Annotated in this window: 21 protein-coding genes and 1 riboswitch; of the genes, 1 reads left to right on the top strand and 20 read right to left on the bottom strand. The window is 46.4% G+C overall.

Translation table 11 applies throughout. The features are described 5' to 3' along the window. Positions 1–170: 170 nt before the first annotated feature. From ACVBJC_RS00340 to moaA, 18 genes are all read right to left on the bottom strand, one after another. Positions 171–1,892: an ArnT family glycosyltransferase gene (locus ACVBJC_RS00340; RefSeq protein WP_447159140.1), complete on the bottom strand. Its 1,722-nt coding sequence runs from the start codon at positions 1,890–1,892 to the stop codon at positions 171–173. A gap of 59 nt (positions 1,893–1,951) precedes the next feature. After that, entirely contained in the window at positions 1,952–2,617 is a 666-nt protein-coding gene (locus ACVBJC_RS00335; protein WP_447159066.1) for a TVP38/TMEM64 family protein, read from the bottom strand. A 2-nt stretch (positions 2,618–2,619) separates the two neighbouring features. Continuing rightward, a complete protein-coding gene (locus ACVBJC_RS00330; RefSeq protein ID WP_447159067.1) occupies positions 2,620–3,351 on the bottom strand; it encodes a glycosyltransferase family 2 protein in 732 nt (243 codons plus the stop codon). Positions 3,352–3,697: 346 nt separating this feature from the next. Continuing rightward, complete coding sequence (locus ACVBJC_RS00325; RefSeq protein ID WP_447159068.1) at positions 3,698–5,197, bottom strand: capsule assembly Wzi family protein; 1,500 nt, start codon at positions 5,195–5,197, stop codon at positions 3,698–3,700. A gap of 6 nt (positions 5,198–5,203) precedes the next feature. Further along, complete coding sequence (gene coaD, locus ACVBJC_RS00320; RefSeq protein ID WP_447159069.1) at positions 5,204–5,683, bottom strand: pantetheine-phosphate adenylyltransferase; 480 nt, start codon at positions 5,681–5,683, stop codon at positions 5,204–5,206. Positions 5,684–5,888: 205 nt separating this feature from the next. Beyond that, positions 5,889–6,569: a TIGR01621 family pseudouridine synthase gene (locus ACVBJC_RS00315; protein WP_447159070.1), complete on the bottom strand. Its 681-nt coding sequence runs from the start codon at positions 6,567–6,569 to the stop codon at positions 5,889–5,891. A gap of 46 nt (positions 6,570–6,615) precedes the next feature. Next, a complete protein-coding gene (locus ACVBJC_RS00310; protein ID WP_447159141.1) occupies positions 6,616–7,839 on the bottom strand; it encodes a sensor histidine kinase in 1,224 nt (407 codons plus the stop codon). Positions 7,840–7,921: 82 nt separating this feature from the next. Next, complete coding sequence (locus tag ACVBJC_RS00305; RefSeq protein WP_447159071.1) at positions 7,922–8,599, bottom strand: response regulator transcription factor; 678 nt, start codon at positions 8,597–8,599, stop codon at positions 7,922–7,924. Between the two features lie 3 nt (positions 8,600–8,602). Continuing rightward, entirely contained in the window at positions 8,603–9,124 is a 522-nt protein-coding gene (locus tag ACVBJC_RS00300; protein ID WP_447159072.1) for a PepSY domain-containing protein, read from the bottom strand. 43 nt (positions 9,125–9,167) lie between these two features. Beyond that, entirely contained in the window at positions 9,168–9,518 is a 351-nt protein-coding gene (locus ACVBJC_RS00295) for a NirD/YgiW/YdeI family stress tolerance protein (RefSeq protein ID WP_447159073.1), read from the bottom strand. A gap of 131 nt (positions 9,519–9,649) precedes the next feature. Beyond that, positions 9,650–10,756 (bottom strand): ABC transporter ATP-binding protein, encoded by a 1,107-nt coding sequence (locus tag ACVBJC_RS00290; protein WP_447159074.1) that lies wholly within the window; start codon positions 10,754–10,756, stop codon positions 9,650–9,652. After that, positions 10,737–11,417, bottom strand: coding sequence for a molybdate ABC transporter permease subunit (gene modB / locus ACVBJC_RS00285; RefSeq protein ID WP_447159075.1), 681 nt, complete (start codon positions 11,415–11,417; stop codon positions 10,737–10,739). Before modB ends, ACVBJC_RS00290 begins: the two co-directional genes overlap by 20 nt. Then, the gene (gene modA, locus ACVBJC_RS00280; protein ID WP_447159076.1) at positions 11,417–12,196 is read right to left on the bottom strand and encodes a molybdate ABC transporter substrate-binding protein; all 780 of its coding nucleotides are present in this window, start codon (positions 12,194–12,196) and stop codon (positions 11,417–11,419) included. The genes modB and modA overlap by 1 nt, the downstream gene beginning before the upstream one ends. A gap of 28 nt (positions 12,197–12,224) precedes the next feature. Then, positions 12,225–12,677: a molybdopterin synthase catalytic subunit MoaE gene (moaE, locus tag ACVBJC_RS00275; RefSeq protein ID WP_447159077.1), complete on the bottom strand. Its 453-nt coding sequence runs from the start codon at positions 12,675–12,677 to the stop codon at positions 12,225–12,227. Between the two features lies 1 nt (position 12,678). Continuing rightward, a complete protein-coding gene (gene moaD, locus ACVBJC_RS00270; protein ID WP_447159078.1) occupies positions 12,679–12,930 on the bottom strand; it encodes a molybdopterin synthase sulfur carrier subunit in 252 nt (83 codons plus the stop codon). Between the two features lie 8 nt (positions 12,931–12,938). Next, positions 12,939–13,415: a cyclic pyranopterin monophosphate synthase MoaC gene (gene moaC, locus ACVBJC_RS00265; protein WP_447159079.1), complete on the bottom strand. Its 477-nt coding sequence runs from the start codon at positions 13,413–13,415 to the stop codon at positions 12,939–12,941. Between the two features lie 79 nt (positions 13,416–13,494). Next, on the bottom strand, positions 13,495–14,019 hold the full coding sequence (gene moaB / locus ACVBJC_RS00260; RefSeq protein ID WP_447159080.1) for a molybdenum cofactor biosynthesis protein B: 525 nt from the start codon (positions 14,017–14,019) through the stop codon (positions 13,495–13,497). Between the two features lie 81 nt (positions 14,020–14,100). After that, complete coding sequence (gene moaA / locus ACVBJC_RS00255) at positions 14,101–15,081, bottom strand: GTP 3',8-cyclase MoaA (protein ID WP_447159081.1); 981 nt, start codon at positions 15,079–15,081, stop codon at positions 14,101–14,103. Next, positions 15,069–15,205: riboswitch (molybdenum cofactor riboswitch) on the bottom strand. (Overlaps the previous gene by 13 nt.) A gap of 255 nt (positions 15,206–15,460) precedes the next feature. Here moaA and ACVBJC_RS00250 point away from each other — a divergent pair. Further along, positions 15,461–17,110: an electron transfer flavoprotein-ubiquinone oxidoreductase gene (locus ACVBJC_RS00250; protein WP_447159082.1), complete on the top strand. Its 1,650-nt coding sequence runs from the start codon at positions 15,461–15,463 to the stop codon at positions 17,108–17,110. 112 nt (positions 17,111–17,222) lie between these two features. Here the strand turns inward: ACVBJC_RS00250 and ACVBJC_RS00245 are convergent, their stop codons facing one another. Both ACVBJC_RS00245 and ACVBJC_RS00240 read right to left on the bottom strand, forming a co-directional pair. Continuing rightward, the gene (locus ACVBJC_RS00245) at positions 17,223–17,573 is read right to left on the bottom strand and encodes a DUF4870 domain-containing protein (RefSeq protein WP_447159083.1); all 351 of its coding nucleotides are present in this window, start codon (positions 17,571–17,573) and stop codon (positions 17,223–17,225) included. A gap of 57 nt (positions 17,574–17,630) precedes the next feature. Further along, positions 17,631–18,329, bottom strand: a complete 699-nt coding sequence (locus tag ACVBJC_RS00240; RefSeq protein ID WP_447159084.1) for an MOSC domain-containing protein — start codon at positions 18,327–18,329, stop codon at positions 17,631–17,633. Between the last annotated feature and the right edge of the window lie 74 nt (positions 18,330–18,403).

The following is an 18,403-nucleotide window of genomic DNA, read 5'->3' as shown; positions in this document are numbered from 1 at the left end:
TTTAGGCCGACAAATCCTATATAAACCAGAATTGATGGGCTAAAACCCAACCTACATATAGAGAACATACTTTCCCGGCTTTTCCGTCTTCGCTTGAACCGTCTCAGCTTTTCCTAGGACCTAGGCTCTAAATCCTAGGACCTGCCTTTACTAGGACCTAGAACCTAAGATCAATCCATCCAGCGCCCTGGCGTCGGGGTGACATACTGATAACGTCTATCTGGCTCGGCGCATGTCGGTAGCAAATTATCTTTGCTTAACAATACCCAATCATCGCGATGAGCGACGCCCATGCTTTTCGCACCAGTAAAATCAAAACAGTTAAGCTGTTGATGATCGCCGACTAAGATAAAGCGCTTATCGCCTTCATGCATCCACTGCCATGCATTTCGCTCTTGCTGCTCAAGCGGGGCAAGGTAGCTAAAGTGGGTAATATCAACAGGAGAGAACAAGATAAACTGTTCTTTAAATTTAACTAAGCCAAGTTGACCATCTGGGCCTATCGCCTTAGCAGCGTTAGCCATTAAGGCTTGCGGCGTACGCATAGGCTCTAAAATACTGTAACCCCATGTGCTCATTACAATCCATGTCAGCGCTAGGCTAATCCCCATTCTCACCATGGCTTGTGAGCGGCGCAGCGTAATGAGCACAGCAAACCAGATAAAACCAACCGTCAGCAACAGATAGCCCATATGCGTTAAGTCAGCCGAATAATCGGCCATCGCCTTAACAACGACGGGATGATGAATTAGCGCCAAAATACCCGCTGTGGTAAACACTAAGCCAAGCAACCAAAGTAAGCCTGTTAGGCCCCACTCAAACCAACGCTTAGGCTCGGTACCTGTAATAATCGCCGATAACGCGAGTGCGAGCATTGGCAGTGCAGGCAAGATATACACGCCTCGCTTACCCGGACTGATACTGAAGAACACGATTACGAGTACTACCCAGACCAACAATATGGCAATGGTAGGCTCGGCTTTTACCTTGGCGACAAAGCGTTGCCAGTGAGCCACTATCAATAGCGGCAACGGGAACCACATTACAGGTATCACACTCATCAAGAAGTAATACCAAGGCTCAATATGGTGCCAAGCATTAACGTATCGCTCACCGGTTTGCTTAAACAAAATATTGTTTTGATACTGAATTAGCTCCGGGGTGCCTTGGCTTTGAACAATCAGCACCATAGGCACCAGCCAACAGGCAATCACCGCCAACATGGCCAATGGCCCTGCCAGGCACCACCATTTAAGGCGGCCTTTAAACAGATCTTTTTGGATCAGCGCATAAGCGATAATCGGGATAAGCATAAGTAGTGGTAAGAAACCCACACCTTTGGTAATAACCCCTAGCCCCATAAATGCCCAGCCAGCAAAATACCAGCGCCAATGGGGCCCCGTCATAAAGTGACGCAGCAAACCATAACAGCCCAAGGTGATCCAACACATCACCATGGCATCGATTTGCGCGTTTTTACTCTGAATTAAAAACTGCGGTGCCAACATCAACAGCAGAGCGGCATTACGGCCGACACGTACATTCCACAGTCTTGAACCTAGGTCATAAACGAGGAATAGTGTTAAAAACCCTGCTAATGCATTGGGTAGCAAGAAGGCGACTTTTAAGCTGCCTGTCAAGCCATAAAACAGCGCGATTGCCCACATAAATACGGGCGGTTTATCAGGGTAAAACTCCCCTCCGCGCTGGGGGAAAAACCATTGACCTGAATCCACCATCTCTCTGGCGACTTCGGCAAAACGGGGTTCATCAGCAGGCCAAGGCGAACGCCAGCCAATGCCGACAAGCAAAATCACTGCTGCAAACAGCAGCAGCATGCTCAGCACTTGATAATAGTCATCACTATTGAATCGTTGTTGTAGCGATTTCAATACCATTTTATTAGACCTTGTTGTTAAAGCCAGTTGTTAAAACTAGTTATTAAAACTTATTATTCATCGGTGACAATTTCATCTACCTGTTTACGCAAGCGTGTTTTATACAGGTATGCACCGATCAGAGAGGAGAAAATAAACAGCACAATACTAATGATTAAGTTGTTGTGGTCTGACAGGCCAATGCCTGCACCTGCAAAACTAAAGATAAGCATCTGCGGCAGGTAACCTATACCGCTACCGGCAAAAAATTTCCACGCACTCACATGAGTCGTGCCTGCAAATAAGTTGGTTAAAGCGTTACTGCCAATAGGTAACAATCGAATCATCAGTACCTTCAAGAAAGTACGATGAATGATCAACCTCTCGAAACGAAACAGTTTATCTTTGAAGCGTTTCTTAAGGCTGCTTCTGAAGGTTAACCGGGCAAAGTAGAAGGTGATCACGCAACCGAGCAGTGCTGACAATGTGGCCAGTAATGCACCATAAACGCCGCCTAAGGCAAAGCCCAATACAAAAGCGATGACCTGACGAGGCCCACCAACACTGGTGAATGCCGCCCCCATCACAAACAGTACCGCCAAGGCGCTGTTGCCATTACTTTCTACGTAGTTAGCCACCCAGTTACTATCGGTTAGGTGTTCAAATAGACCTTGCTGGGCAGCAAACATCAGCAATACCAGTATTGCGATAACGAATAATGTTTTAGCTAAGCGTTTCATTACTACTTGACCTGTGTGGTCTCAGTTTTAACTACATTGGGTAAACGCGTTCTGCGGTTAAGCCACATCACACCCATGATATCAACAATGCCCACCCACACACGGTTCCATGCGGTGTACTTTGACTCACCTTCCATGCGGTCTCTGTGATTGACTACCGAGACTTTTATCTCACCGCCATGGCGACGGATAAGTGCTGGAATATAGCGGTGCATATGATCGAAATAAGGCAGCTTTAAAAAGCTGGCTTTTGGGAAGACTTTTAAACCACAACCAGTATCTGGCACGCCGTCACCGAGTAGGGCGTCGCGAATTTTATTGGCGACACGAGACTGAAAGCGTTTCCAGGCGGTATCTTTACGGTTTTTACGGTAACCGGCGATACAAAAATCACTATGGGTCATGGTGGGAATAAGATCTAACATCGCGGGAATATCGGCTGGATCATTTTGACCATCGGCATCTAAGGTGGCAATGATGTCTCCACTGGCGTTTTGTACGCCTGTATGCAGCGCGGTACTTTGGCCGGTGCTTTTTTGATGACGAATTGCTTTCGTCGCACAACCGAGTCGCTCGCCGGTGCGCAGCAACTCACCAAAAGTATCATCACTGCTGCCGTCATCAACAACTATCACTTCAAAAGGCGTTTTATCTTTTAGGGCTCGATGGATCTCTTCGACTAAGGGACCGATATTAGCTTGCTCGTCTTTTGCTGGGATAACGACTGAAATCAAAATATGTACTCCAAAAAAGTTGTTAGAGCTAAACTTAGCCCTGTTCAATCTTTGACTGAAACCACTACCAAAGAGGTGTATTCACTATCGGCGAGCACTGGGAAATTCAGGCTTTCCTCTATGATCCTCACCAAACATCTCTATACAGAAACTGATTAAGCTTCTGCTGTAACCTACAGAAAAAGATAAAGATTTAAAAATAAAAACGTACTTTAACCCACTATTATGTAATTTTTAGTTAGTAGGCTCGATAGAGATCAGTACAAGCTGCATCTTTGCAGTGCCAACCTCATCTGCTTTAAATACTAAAAAGCCAACGCTTTTGGCGTTGGCTCTATTTAATCATCTAGAATTTGTACTCGTATGTACCAAATACGGTGGCATTGGTTTCGTTGTCTTGCACCTCAAATTCTGATTGAGACACAGTGCCACCCACGCTCATCATGCCATACCAAAATGGCATGCGATAGCTCAACTCCAGCATCAACAAGTCCTCTTTTTTCGGCTGTGGTGCCCATCCGTGGCTAGGGCTTTTACCATCTTTATTAAGCTGAGCATAACGCAGTAACGAGGTAAAACCTTTGCTATCAGCAAACTGACCGATTAAGCCTAAAACATACACATTAGCGTCACTGTCATAGGTGCTACCCAATGCGCGGCCGTAATAACGTGAACCACTTCTATAGGTTGAATGCTCATAGAAACAGTTAAAGGCATTTTCATCTTCACCGCAGAACACCATAGTATCTGTGTACTCGAGGAACAATTTATACTGCTGACCATCTAAGTTAAAACGCGTATCGGCACCGAACATTGAACCACAATCTACGATATCCCATGGCGCAGAGCTTTTAGCATCTTCACAGGTTCTTTCGTAATACACACCAAACGGCACATTGTACCAAGTATCGCTAAAGCGGATGTCGTATCCGGCCATCTGGTTGCCATAGTTACTACAGCCCACTTCATCGACGTTATCTGCACGGCAATCGCGCTGACCCGTTATCGATTTAAAGGCGCTGTCCCAAGTACACTCTTGACCATCACCACAAAATTGAGTGGTCCACGACAGCCCCATTTCAAGTTGTCTAAAGGGGCGAATCGAGCCTCGGAAATTCCATAACAGTGCATTAGGAGCATAGCGCTCCTCTTCAAATCGACTAATGCCTGCGGTAAAGGTCCAAGGGCCGAGCCAAGATAACCAAGGCGTCTCGAAAGCCTGTGCATTATTACGGCTCAGCATTAACGACGGCATTGGCCTCGCGTTATTCGACTTATGCAGCGCCGAGTCAAATCCCGGCCCCCACCACTGTTCAACAGCGCCAAAGGTAAACATCCAGTTACCCAGTGCCATCGCAAGATAGGAGTCATCGAAACGAAACTCTTCGTCATCACTCGGTTTATAATTGGCTGACGCCGATAGCTTATAAGCAAATCGCTCGCCTACGTACTCGTATGATGCACCCAGCTCACCTTGCTCACGATAATCTGAGCCAAAGTGTTGAAACCGCGCTGGGTCGCTTGCTGCCGCAAGCTTTATACTGGTATTACCGCGATTATCGACCGCATTACGGTAGTAATAATTCACCCGCGAATAGGCATCGATTAATGCAGGTGTGAGCGTTGATGGCTCAGTGTTTGCAAGATCCGCCCCAATACCTGACCACATTAATGGATAGGTATTAACCGGAACCGTAATCACACCCGCATCGGCCAGGGCTTGAATATCGGCTCTAAGGTAGATATCTGAGGTGTCGACCCAAGGTGCTGCAATGCTAACACTTGAGTAAACCAGTGCTAATACCGATAAAAGCTGAATGGCAGATGTTTTAATAAATTTAAGCATGGACAACTATTTAGCCTTAACCGTTAATGCATTTGCGACTTCAGCGTGAACAAACTGGCTAACATCGCCGCCATGAAGCGCAACCTCTTTGACTAGGGTCGATGAAATAAATGAGTTTTCTTCTGCCGGAGTTAGAAACACGCTTTCAAGATCAGGACTCAAACGACGATTCATATTGGCTAGTTGGAATTCATACTCGAAGTCTGATACTGCGCGTAATCCTCTGACCAAGACGCTAGCATTTTGCTCCTTTGCGAAATCCACTAATAAGCCACTAAAGCCGACCACCTCGACGTTATCGAGGTGAGCCGTGACTATTTTTAATAAATCGACACGCTCTGCAAGGGTAAATCTAGGCTGTTTAGAGGGATTCGCCGCAATGCCAATAATCACGTGCTCAAATAAATTGGCGGCACGCTCAATAAGATCGGCATGACCATTGGTAACTGGGTCAAATGTTCCAGGATATATGGCTCGCTTATGCACGTTTAAGTCTACCCTTAGTATTGTCACTCAGTGATATGAGCGACCATAAAATTCATAGCCCAATGATAAGGACTTTTTAGGGGCACTATCCTACTCGTTATCGCCTGAATTGTGAATGCAAAAGCCAATATAAGCCACAATACTTACCGATTATTGACACTTAAACCCACAAGACGAAACATAAATAAAAAACGTGCTAACGCATCTAGCTTTTCTTTAGCTTAGGCCAAGATAAATCATGAGGCTGCTGCCAAACGTTAAGTTGCGCACTGACTGCGGACTGTTGGAAGAACTCTCCGGAGGTTGGTGCTGCAATATATTGATACTGCACACCTAAGTAATCGAACTGCAGGCAGTAAGCATGCAGATAGCCCCTATCAGCATCCGCTCCGCCGTAAAGACTATCGCCTAAGATAGGCACACCTATGCTAGCGAGTGCGACTCTAAGTTGATGCGTTTTACCACTATGGGGCTTGAGCAGATACAAACGATCGCCCTCTGCAATAGAATGAGAAAAGAACTGGGTAATTGCCGGGTTGTCTGTCGTGCGAAGGAGTTTATGCATGCTACGACGAGATTTGGCCATGTCACCAATCACCCAGCCTTGCTTCTTTTTAGGCTTTCCCTTTGCCAGTGCGAGATAATACTTTTGCACTAAATGCGTTGAAAACATGCGAGTAAACTCAGCCGCAGCAGCACTAGATTTAGCAAGGATAATAAGCCCAGAGGTCATGGTATCGAGTCGATGGACGGCGTAGAGCTTAATCCCAAGATCGGCCTCGGCTTGAGCAACTACGCCAGCGCTACCGTCTTGGCTATGGAAATGCACCTCGGCGGACTTATTAATAACAATAAAGTCGCGTTCATCGGCAATGACTTGATACATAGATTGAGATTTCCAGGAATTGGCAGTAGCTCGGCTAGCGCAAAGATTAAAACGTAATAATAACCTTTAGACCAGGCTGATTATCGGTTAAGGCTATTTTAGCATTATGACGCGACAGAATCGCCTTCACCATAGATAAACCTAAGCCCGTGCCTTTATGGTGACGACTCGGATCTAACCGCACTAAGCGCTCGAATACCTTCTCACGAGAAGTCTCAGGGATCCCGGGGCCATTATCTTGAATTGAAATAACATTACGGTTCTGAGAAATGCTAATTTCAGCGCCCTCACCCGAATATTTAATCGCGTTATCGACCAAGTTAAACAGTGCCTGAAATAATAGATACTTGTCGCCACTGACCTGAAACTCTTCACCCGTGCTGAGCTTCAACGACTGACCGTTAAACTCGGCCATCGCATCGGCCATTTCAAATAGATCTTGGCTGATATTAATTAAGCTAACATCTTGCAGTTCGAGTGTTTGCTGCCCCTCTTCGATGCGTGTTAATGACAACATGGCGTCGAACGTCGCCAAACAATGATCGAGTTCTTCAGTGAGAATAGCGCAACTTTCAGCAAGCTCAGCCTCTGGCTTACTCGGTAACTGCTCAAGCCCAATACGTAGGTGAGACAAGGGCGTACGCAGATCGTGGGCGATATTATCGGTAACCCCACGCACTGCCGCTAAGTTCTTCTCTAGGGCATCGAGTACCCCATTAAATTGGCGTGCCAGCATATCAAACTCATCTTGACGCCAGCTCACTGGTAATCGAGTCGAATATTGTCCCCGCTCAATCCGCTTACTCAAGCGGTTGTACTGTACTAGGCGGCGTAAAATAGCTTTAGAAAATAGATAGCCCAGTGCTAGCGTTAGCACTACGGTCAGCATCAGTGCGGTAATTGCCGCATTAGTGAATTTGTCGATTAACGCGCCAAGCTGGTCGACACGGGTTGCGATGAGCATAGGGCCATAGCGAGTCATCACCATGCCACCCGTTAAGATATGCAGCTTTTCGGGCCCACCGGTAAATACCGGAAACTCACGTTTCTCGGGAAGCATAGGCATATCTTTGGGGATCATACTTAGCGAACCAACCAGATCGAGGGAGTCACGCCAAACAATCAGGGCAACTTTAGGGTCGGCACCGCGCACCTGAGTCGCAAAACTGCGCCTATCAAGTGTTAACGCCATCTGTTGGTAACGGGTCTTTTCTGCATCTAGATGTAAGTCCAGCTGATGCTCTTGTTCATTTATCAGCTGGCGATACATGCCCAGTAACAAGGTGCCAATAATGACCGTTACTAGGGCTGAGAAAATGATGGTAATGCGCCAGGCACTACTCTGATAGGGCTTAATGCCCTTGGCGTAACCGATATCCGGCACCTCGAACAGTTTCGATTAATTCGCCATGACCAAGCTCTTCAAACTTACGTCTTAGCTTAGCAATATGCACGTCGATAACATTGGTACGTGGATCGAAATGGTAATCCCACACCGCTTCAAACAGTAGCGTGCGACTGATCACTTGGTTTACATGCTCCATCAGGTACTTAAGTAACTGGAATTCTTTTGGCTGCAGCATGATCTCTTGTCCATCTAAGGTCACTTTGCGTGTCAGCAGCTCGATGCTAAGCGGACCAACAGTCAAGTCGGTAATAGTGGGCTGAGATTCACCACGTTGCATTAATTTTTCAGCACGAACCAACAACTCAGAGAAAGCAAACGGCTTAGTCATGTAGTCATCGCCACCCGCTCGCAACCCTTTGACTCGCTCATCAACATGACTGAGTGCAGACAAGATCAACACAGGTGTTTGACTGCCGGTCGCGCGCAGCGCAGCTAACAGTTTTAGCCCATCGAGCTGTGGCAACATACGATCTAAAATGATCAAGTCGTACTTCATGCTGGTAGCCAGCAATAAGCCTTGGTGACCGTCTGTTGCTGTTTCTATATTGTGCCCTTGCTCAACAAATCCCTTAACGACATAATCGATGGTAGTCGCGTCATCTTCAACCATGAGTATTTTCATGTTTTAGTCCCATTTGAGCAGTGGTAATAATTGTTTATTTTCAATATCGAAGGCTAACTGACGTTTACCATCAATATCAAGAATTTCTAATTCTATATAGCTAATACCTAGATCGTTGTCGACTTCAGCTTTGACAATGTAGCCGCTGGTTTCTTTACCGACTAAGGTAAGCATATCAGATAGCGATAAACCATTTTCCTGCAGCATAACCACACCCGCAAGCTCATCGTTATCGTCTTTTTTAATACGGCCGACTTCGCGCTCTTTTAAGCTGCCATCTATGGCTCGATATTCATATTCTGTAATGGTGTTAGCTTGCTGATCGATCATCTTGAATTCATAAACCAATTCACCATGTTCGATATTCGCTTCAAATTCAGAGATCACGCCCACATGTTGCTGTTCAAGCTTCTGCACCATTTCTGTAGGCGAGGGATAATCTCCCGTAGACAGCAATGAATACAAGCCTTGTCCAGCAAACGAACTACCAGAAACTAACAATAAACCAATTAGCCAGCGAGCCATGGCTCCTCCGAAAAATAAACGCTAAACCACTTTCAATAAAGGATTATTCAGAAATCAGACGTATGCTGTCAATTTCTATTTCAATACCGCTCCACTCATCATCAACTTCACCGACAAGCTTCACTTTCGAGTCGCTAGAAACTTCGATGTCACGCAGCAGCTTATTATCGATTTCAACTTCGACATTACCGCTGTCATCACGGAAAAGGTACTTTTCATCGCCTAGGCTTTGCACTAAATAGCCTGTCAGCTCTACAGGAGTATCGTCTTTTGCTGTCGCTGCGTCAGAAGCGGTTTTAATCTGACTTACTGGACCTGGACCATTATATGCGGCCATAGCAGGAAGGGTTAACACTGCAGACAACATGATTAAACCCGTTAATTTTTTTGACATAACATAATACTCCTCTTACATGTAGGAGCACATGATATGACACGCTATATAACATCTAGATGGTGCAAAGATTAAACTTTGATCATATGCGTGAAGCCGAGTCTAACTTGGCTAAATTGTCTGAAAATAAGTTACTTTTCCAGTATATGGATTAACTCAGATTTTAGCGCCACCGTTGTTTGCGTGCCGACGCTTAGGGCTAACTTTTGTGCTAAATGTAGTGGTACTTCGGCATGAATTTTATGCTGCACGCCAACGACACTTGCCAGCACTCGCACTGTCTCCCCCATGATCAACATCGAGTCGATAGTAATATCCAGTTTATTGAAGCTACGGCACAAACGGCCTTTTTTAATCGAATTGAAACGCACGCCTTGATTGGGGATCACCCAGCGGACTTTAGCACCGACATCTAAGCTTTCAAAATAGGTACTCGCAATGAGGTGCTCACCAAACTTAAGCCAGGTGATCTGTCGCTCCGCTTCTTGCGCAATCACATCGGCGTCGAAGATGTTACGCAGGCCCATCTGTTTGGCAACGGCTTCATCGCGTGGACGAGTTAATACCTCACGTGGCCTGCCTTGCTGCAACATTTTTCCTTGGCTAATCAAAATCATGCTGTCAGCTAATAACATCGCCTCATTCAGATCATGGGTCACCATTATCACCGGAATCGCTAACTGCTCTTTAAGCCTAGCGAGCTCCAGATAAAGACGCTCACGGGTTTCTCTGTCAACTGCCGAGAAAGGTTCATCGAGTAGTAATACTGACGGCTCTCGCGCCAATGCTCTAGCCAGTGCCACCCTTTGACGTTGTCCGCCAGAAAGGTGCGCAGGCAGTCTGTCGGGTAAACCATGTAAGTTCACTCGCTCAAGCCAATCTTTTGCCCGCGCTTCACGCTCGGCTTTAGGTATATGGTCCAGCGCTGCCACCACGTTCTCTAACGCGGTTAAATTAGGGAACAGTCCAAAATGTTGTGGTACATAACCTAAGTGACGTTGCTGCGGCGTTAGCTGTATGCTCTGCTGGCGATTAAACCACTGCTTATCACCGTAACAGATCTCGCCATCTTCTGGCTGAGTCAGACCTGCTATCATCCGCAGTAGCGTCGACTTACCGCCTCCTGAGGGACCAACAACGGCCAAGACCTCTCCAGCCTTACAGCTGAACTCGGCATCTAACTTAATATGTTTGGTCTGTTTAATGCGGCAATATAGATCAGCGACGGTTTGCGACATGCTGGCCTCCAACACGACGCGACAAACTAGTGGTCAATGCCAATACCGTTATCGCAAACAGCAGTAATACCAGCGACATATTACCCGCACTGGCAAAATCAAATGCCTGCACGCTGTCGTAGATAGAGATAGCAATGGTTTTGGTTTCACCGGCAATATTACCGCCCATCATCAGCACCACGCCAAACTCACCCAGCACATGGGAGAAGCACAACACTATAGCCGTTAATACGCCCGGCCACACCATAGGAAGCTCAATCTTGAACAGCACTTTAAAGCGACTCATACCGCAGCAGGCAGCCGCATCACGCACATCTTCAGGCACGGCTTCAAATGCGCGCTGAATAGGCTGAATAGCAAAGGGGATATTGACTAAGATGGAGGCTACGACTAAGCCAGAGAAGTGAAATACCAGCTGATGCCCAAGCAGTTGCTCTAGCATTCGACCTAGCCAAGACTCACTGCCAAGCCCCACCAGCAAGTAATAACCAATAACCGTAGGTGGCAACACCAGCGGCACCATGACTAAGGCTTCTACCCAGGACTTACCGGGAAAATGTCGATAAGCCAAAAAACGTCCCGCTAGAATCGCCAGCGGGATCAAGATCAGTACAGTGACACTACTGAGCTTGATTGATAGCAATAGCGCTTCCCAATCCATTACTGTGTCGCTCTCGCAAAGCCGTAATCGGCAAAGATATCCTGAGCGGGTTCAGACAGCAGGTAGCTATAAAATAGTTTGGCAGTTTCACCCGCTTTTAGGGTTAGCACCATGCGCTGATCCAATGGCGTATAATATTCTTGTGGGATAACCACATAATTTGCACGCGCCTTAAAACGTTCCGCCGAGGCTAGCGACAAGGCAACTAAGCCACCTTGAGTGGCACCACTAAGTGCAAACTGTGCCGCTTGAGACACGTTTTCGCCAAACACCAGATAGGGTTGAATCGGTTGCCAAAGTCCCAGCTTTTGCAACACTTCTTTGGCGCGCTCACCGTAGGGAGCATGGTCAGGATTAGCGATGGCGAAGCGTTTAAGCTTATTTGCAGCCAGCAACTGCTTAAGCCCCTCTAAGTTAGGGTTAAGCGTTAGTGGCGATGACTTAGGCGCTGCAATGGCGAGTTGACCCACTGCGTATATCACCCCGTCATCGAGCGTCTGCTTAGCTTTGGCTAGCTGTTTGATATAACGCTCATCAGCAGAAAGGAACAGCTCAAAGGGAGCACCATGCCTAATCTGCGCAACAAAATTGCCAGAAGAGCCATAGGAGATCCTGACTTTACGGCCAGTCTCTTGAGTAAATTGCTTAGCGATATCATCCAGTGCAAACTTAATACTCGATGCAGCCGCTATCGCGGGCACATCTTGTGCTGCTAGCGCACCTTTGCTTATTGCTAAAAATGGCAGCAATAGAGCAAGCACCATAACCCTAAACTTCATTGAGCCGATCTCCTTGCTAAAGCGTTTGCTACGCTTTTTTATCCCACATTTTTGCAGCTTGTTCATCGGCGTCACGGGCCTCTACCCAGTTAGCGCCTTTGTCACCGGCTTCTAATTTCCAAAACGGCGCTTTGGTCTTAAGAAAATCAATCAAGAACTCACAAGCAGCAAAAGCTGCCTTTCGATGAGCACTGGTTACGCCGATAAAGACAATCTGCTCACCCAGCGCCATAGCACCCACGCGGTGAATAATCGTGACGTTATTGAGCGGCCAACGCTCACGCGCCTGCGCTTCAATCTGGTTCAATACCGCTTCGGTCATGCCTGGGTAATGCTCAAGAGTGAGATCGGTCACCGCACTGCCATCGTTAAAGTCACGTACTTTACCGACAAAAGTCACCACGGCGCCATCGCTATTGTCTTGACTGATTAAGTGGTATTCCTCTGGAACATTAAAGTCCTGGGTCTGAACACGGATCATATTAACCTCCGGTAACCGGTGGGAAGAATGCCACTTCATCACCATCTACAATCGCCGCATCCCACTGGCTAATGGTTTGGTTTACAGCCACCAATAGCTTGTCAGACGCCAACACTTTGGCCCATTTATCGTCGGTAGCGGCTAGCGTTGCACGTAGACCTTCAGCGGTTTGCGTGTGCTCACCGGCTTCAACTTTTACGCCAGCGGTGCCAAGTAGTTCTCTAACTTGTGCAAAAAATAATACGTTAATCATATTGGTCTCTATACCTTAAAGTGCCCAGACTTACCGCCACGTTTCTCAGTCAAACGCACCTGAGAAATCACCATATCTTTTTGCACCGCTTTACACATATCGTAGATAGTCAGCGCCGCAACCGAAGCGGCTGTAAGCGCCTCCATTTCAACCCCTGTTTTGCCCGAAAGCTTACAAAGACTGCGGATCCACACGCGGTTATGCTCAGGTTGCGCTTCTAGTTCAACTTCAACTTTGGTCAGCATCAGCGGATGACAAAGTGGAATAAGATCAGAGGTCTTCTTCGCCGCTTGTATGCCCGCAATACGTGCGGTAGCAAACACATCACCCTTGTGATGACTGCCGCTCATGATCATCTCTAAGGTTTCACTCGCCATTTCAATATAGGCTTCAGCTCGTGCTTCTCGCTCGGTAACAGACTTATCTGTCACATCTACCATGTGAGCATTACCATCTGCATTGATATGGGTAAAAGCATTGGTCATTGGGTTTACGCCTTTTATAAAATATGGGTCATAGAATATGAATCAAAAAGAGTACCGTAACATTGGCCTCTAGTGAGGCTTATTCGGTAATTTTTTTCACATGCATCACAAAGTTACAAGGACGATGAGTTGCATCAAGTTGTTCTTTAATCAGCTTATTCCAGCCAGTCTTGCAGGCACCTGTTGAGCCAGGAAGACAGAAAACCGCAGTTTTATTGGCAATGCCACCTAAGGCACGCGACTGCACTGTCGAGGTGCCAAGCTCGGTATAAGTGATATGACGGAAGAGCTCACCAAAGCCTTCGATATCTCTATCGAATAACGGCTTTACCGCTTCAGGGGTATTATCTCTATCGGTAAAACCGGTGCCCCCCGTGGTGATAATCACCTGTACGTTATCGGATGCAATCCATTGAGAAAGCACCGAACGAATTTGGTATTTATCATCTTTGATAATCTGGCGTTCGGCAAGCTTATGCCCCGCCGCTAACAGTGCGCTTTCAAGAAAAGCACCTGATGTATCAGATTCAAAATCACGGGTGTCAGATAAGGTTAAAACAGCAATGTTTAGCGCCGTAAATTGGCTTTGAGTGCAGTGTCCCATTATGGTCTCTTATTTATCAGAGTCTAGCGACGATTATACCTAGCTTCTGACGCAACTAAGTTGCGTCAGATCAGAATTTAATTAGCCACCAATAGAAGCGAGGTGCTGTGTCACACCAGTGATGCCGTCATGCAAGAAGTGCGTTTCTTTCTTCTGCGCAAGTTGACCGTGTAAGCGCTCTATTAATTCAGCTTGTTGATCTGGTGTTTGCAGTAAATCACGCAGATCGACACCGTTTTCTGTGAACAAGCAAAGGTGTAATTTGCCTTTGGCCGATACCCGCAAACGGTTACAACTGGCACAGAAATTTTTCGCATAAGGCATGATAAGCCCAATACGACCTTGGTAATCTTGGTGACTGAAGTTTTGCGCTGGGCCATCGTCAACCGCTGGCGTATCAAACTGCCAACCCGCCTGCTCAAGCTGCAACTTGATATCGTTACCCGCTAGATGATGCGCCTTGAAATAGTCGTGACCTAAGCCCGTTTCCATTAGCTCAATAAAACGCAAATCAATAGGCGTGTTTTTAATCCAATGCAAGAAGCGCGGTAAGTCTTTATCATTAAGACCTTTAAGCAATACCGCATTGATCTTCACCCGCTCAAAGCCCGCTTCTAGAGCAGCATCCACACCACGCATCACTTCATCAAACTTATTCTCACCAGTGATCTGGTAGAACATTTTCGGGTCTAAACTATCGACCGAAATATTGATGCGTCTTAGCCCTGCGTCATACCATTCTTGGGCATGCTTAGCTAAGCGATAACCGTTTGTCGTAGTCGCAATGGTATTAATCTTATCGTTATCTTTAACGATACGAATAATATCAGTGAAGTCTCTTCGCAAAGATGGCTCGCCACCTGTGATACGGATCTTCTGAGTACCGACTTTTGAAAAAGCCGAGACTAAATGTTCGATTTCGTTGAGATCGAGAAATTTAGGCTTACCGTCTGGGCGGTAGCCATCGGGGAGGCAATACGTACACTTAAAGTTACATACGTCAGTAACTGACATACGTAAATAATGAAACCGTCGACCAAAGTTGTCTTGTAGTTGGGACATGATCACCTTTCCAAGTAAGGGGAGGTGAGAGCATTTCTTTTCTCACCCCGGTGGCGTTATTGCCACGGCTAAAAACCCGTATCTGTCTCGACGTAGGGTAAGAAGCTCGGAGAACCGTCAACCTTGATTATAGGCGTATTTCTGTGACAAACCATACCCCAAGAGCCAGAATTGCTGGCCAAAAGCACCAAATGCAAAGATTTTGTGACAACGATCATGCAATGAGCTGCTTAAAATATCTGCACTGTTATCGTGGAAACACTGTGCCCTTGAGCGATTTTCAGGTAAGGTGAACTAAAACATTAAAACACCCGTTTATAGTGTTGTTGACTCAATTAGCGCTATTGTCATCGGGGGAGAAAGAAGGAAAGGTGATCTGATGGAACGCGAATCGATGGAATTCGATGTTGTAATCGTGGGGGCGGGTCCCTCAGGATTAGCAGCAGCATGTCGTTTAATGCAAATATCTCAAGATAGTGGCCAAGAGCTAACCGTCTGCGTAGTCGAAAAAGGCTCCGAAGTGGGTGCGCACATTTTATCTGGCGCAGTATTCGAACCCAAAGTACTTGATGAGCTATTTAACGATTGGCGCGATAAAAATGCCCCTCTACTTACCGCTGTCACCCATGATGAAATTCACATGCTTAACTCGCCAATCGACGCGCGAGCCATGCCAAATGCGTTTGTACCAAAAACCATGCACAACCAAGGTAACTACATCATCAGCGTCGGCAACCTATGCCGTTGGTTAGCTGAGCGTGCTGAAGAGTTAGGTGTCGAAGTCTTCCCTGGTTTCCCTGCAAGCGAGTTGCTGTTCAACGAGGATGGCAGCGTTAAAGGCATTCAAATTGGTGACATGGGTGTTGGCGAAGACGGTCAGCCCAAAGATGGCTATGAGCCAGGCATGGAGCTGCACGCCAAATACACCGTATTTGCTGAAGGCTGTCGTGGTCACTTAGGTAAACAGCTCATCGACAAGTACCACCTCGACAATGGCAAAACCCCACAACATTACGGTCTAGGCTTTAAAGAGATCTGGACCGTACCCAGCGAGCAACATGAGCTCGGTAAAGTGGTGCACACTGGCGGCTGGCCATTAACTGAAGGCGCCTCTGGCGGCGGCTTTATGTATCATATGGAAGATAATCAGATTGCAGTGGGCTTAATTGTCGACCTTAACTATAAGAATCCACATTTAAGTCCGTTCGATGAATTCCAGCGTTATAAGACTCACCCAGTTATCGCTCAAACGCTAACCGGTGGTGAGCGTGTTGCATACGGCGCAAGAGCTATCACTAAAGGTGGTTTAAACTCACTCCCTAAACTGACCTTCCCGGGCGGTATGATTATCGGTTGTGATGCTGGCACACTCAACTTTGCTAAGATCAAAGGCACTCATACCGCAATGAAGAGCGGCATGCTAGCTGCTGAAACACTAGCACAGGCCATGATGGCTGGGGTTGAAGCGGGTAAAGATCTCGATTGCTTACAAGACAGACTTGATAAAAGCTGGCTTAAAGAGGAGCTATATTCTTCCCGTAATTTTGGCCCAGCTATGCATAAATTTGGTACCTATCTTGGCGGTGCATTTAACTTTGTCGACCAAAACTGGTTTGGCGGTAAGCTGCCTATCACCCTAAGGGACGAGAAACCTGATTATGCGCAGATGGCAGAGTCGAGTGCCTACAGCAAAATTGATTATCCTAAGCCGGACGGTAAGTTAAGTTTTGATAAGCTTTCTTCAGTGTATCTCTCAAATACCTTCCATGAAGAAGATCAGTTATGTCATCTACGTTTAAAAGATGTTCGTATTCCAATTGATGTGAACCTGGTTAAATTTGATGAGCCTGCCCAGCGATACTGCCCTGCTGGCGTGTATGAAATTGTCGAAGAAGCAGGTGAGAAGAAGTTTATTATCAACGCTCAGAACTGCATTCACTGCAAGACCTGCGACATTAAAGATCCAAGCCAAAATATCACCTGGGTAACCCCTGAGGGTGGCGGTGGACCAAACTACCCTAATATGTAGCATCCAATATGTAGTTTGATTGCAGAACTAAATAAAGAGCCAAATAAAATGCCTATCGGATATTTCCAATAGGCATTTTTGTTTAAGGTATCTTACCTAGGCGGTAAAGAAATTAATAAACCCTAGGCTTAATGAAGTTAATCGTCAGCGGATATTTATAACTCTCACCCTCGCTTGCTTTAATTATCGCGATAATAGTAAAGACGATATCGGCTATTGCGAATAGCGCAATGAGAATAAAACCAATACCCACCAACATCAAAATGGCACTCACAGTGACATAGATAAGCATACTGATTTTAAAGTTTAAACAGTTACGACCGCAGCTCTCAACCAGAGGAAACTCATCACGTTTCATTAACCAAACGATTAAGGGCCCTAAAATACTGCCAAACGGGACAAGGTAACCAGAAAAACTAGCAACCTGTACAATAATCCCCATATTTTTTTCATCTTGCGTCATACACACCACTCCTTGCATTAATTGTGGCCATTAGTTAGCCCCTTATCAGATAAAGCCTTAAGGAGTTTGTGGGCCATACAGGCGCATTTGCCAATCTTCGATGGCATTGTTCTCTATTCGTCGCTGTAAACTATTGACCCAGGCAGCCGCTAAACCTTCGCAATCAAGCAAACGTTGATATTGCTCTGCGTTAAATTCTGGCAAGAAATAGATATGCATAGCCTCTGCCACACTGATATCCGTTAAGCGCTTAATCCGCTCGATGGTATCGGTTTCAACAACCGTGCCGGGCTTTAATACTCGGTAAAACCAACCACATCGTCCACTTTGCTGCATCGCCAAAGCAAACTCATTATGACCAAACTGTAAATTGAGCTTAAAACAGGGAGAGCGCGGTTGAGTTACTTGCAGTTCGACCTCACCGATTTTGATGATATCGCCAATATTCACCTCGGTTTCATCTAAGCCAACAGTACTGATATTCTCCCCCATAGCAGGGGCATCTTTAAAGCTCGCCATCATGTCCCAGCGACGATACTGACCATAATGCTCCCGAGGGAAATGATGCAACACTCGATCGAGTCCACCATGGTGCTTAACATCGGCCTGAGCATCTCCGGCAACGCCTTGGATACCGACTTGCAATTGAACCGCACGGCGCTTGTGATTAATCCCAGAGGTCACGCTACCTAGCCCAACGATGACTTCACCCTGGTATAAGCCTGAGATCTGCTCCACTAATGTTTGAGGTGCCATTAATATCTACTCTGCTGAAAAACTTGAACTATCCTAACATCGTCAGCAAAAGATGCAGTAACTTGATTTAGGCT

Source organism: Shewanella sp. 0m-6, assembly GCF_052977325.1.
This window is presented reverse-complemented; position numbering and strand designations above follow the sequence as displayed.

Excerpts from the sequence above, each read along its gene's own strand:
- ACVBJC_RS00290 (WP_447159074.1), bottom strand. The coding sequence starts at position 10,756 with ATGTCGCAAACCGTCGCTGATCTATATTGCCGCATTAAACAGACCAAA.
- ACVBJC_RS00240 (WP_447159084.1), bottom strand. The coding sequence starts at position 18,329 with ATGGCACCTCAAACATTAGTGGAGCAGATCTCAGGCTTATACCAGGGT.
- moaE (WP_447159077.1), bottom strand. The coding sequence starts at position 12,677 with ATGATCCGTGTTCAGACCCAGGACTTTAATGTTCCAGAGGAATACCAC.
- ACVBJC_RS00325 (WP_447159068.1), bottom strand. The coding sequence starts at position 5,197 with ATGCTTAAATTTATTAAAACATCTGCCATTCAGCTTTTATCGGTATTA.
- ACVBJC_RS00245 (WP_447159083.1), bottom strand. The coding sequence starts at position 17,573 with ATGACGCAAGATGAAAAAAATATGGGGATTATTGTACAGGTTGCTAGT.
- moaA (WP_447159081.1), bottom strand. The coding sequence starts at position 15,081 with ATGTCCCAACTACAAGACAACTTTGGTCGACGGTTTCATTATTTACGT.
- ACVBJC_RS00250 (WP_447159082.1), top strand. The coding sequence starts at position 15,461 with ATGGAACGCGAATCGATGGAATTCGATGTTGTAATCGTGGGGGCGGGT.
- modA (WP_447159076.1), bottom strand. The coding sequence starts at position 12,196 with ATGAAGTTTAGGGTTATGGTGCTTGCTCTATTGCTGCCATTTTTAGCA.
- ACVBJC_RS00335 (WP_447159066.1), bottom strand. The coding sequence starts at position 2,617 with ATGAAACGCTTAGCTAAAACATTATTCGTTATCGCAATACTGGTATTG.
- ACVBJC_RS00295 (WP_447159073.1), bottom strand. The coding sequence starts at position 9,518 with ATGTCAAAAAAATTAACGGGTTTAATCATGTTGTCTGCAGTGTTAACC.
- ACVBJC_RS00315 (WP_447159070.1), bottom strand. The coding sequence starts at position 6,569 with ATGTATCAAGTCATTGCCGATGAACGCGACTTTATTGTTATTAATAAG.
- ACVBJC_RS00300 (WP_447159072.1), bottom strand. The coding sequence starts at position 9,124 with ATGGCTCGCTGGCTAATTGGTTTATTGTTAGTTTCTGGTAGTTCGTTT.
- moaC (WP_447159079.1), bottom strand. The coding sequence starts at position 13,415 with ATGACCAATGCTTTTACCCATATCAATGCAGATGGTAATGCTCACATG.
- ACVBJC_RS00305 (WP_447159071.1), bottom strand. The coding sequence starts at position 8,599 with ATGAAAATACTCATGGTTGAAGATGACGCGACTACCATCGATTATGTC.
- modB (WP_447159075.1), bottom strand. The coding sequence starts at position 11,417 with ATGGATTGGGAAGCGCTATTGCTATCAATCAAGCTCAGTAGTGTCACT.
- moaB (WP_447159080.1), bottom strand. The coding sequence starts at position 14,019 with ATGGGACACTGCACTCAAAGCCAATTTACGGCGCTAAACATTGCTGTT.
- moaD (WP_447159078.1), bottom strand. The coding sequence starts at position 12,930 with ATGATTAACGTATTATTTTTTGCACAAGTTAGAGAACTACTTGGCACC.
- ACVBJC_RS00310 (WP_447159141.1), bottom strand. The coding sequence starts at position 7,839 with ATGTATCGCCAGCTGATAAATGAACAAGAGCATCAGCTGGACTTACAT.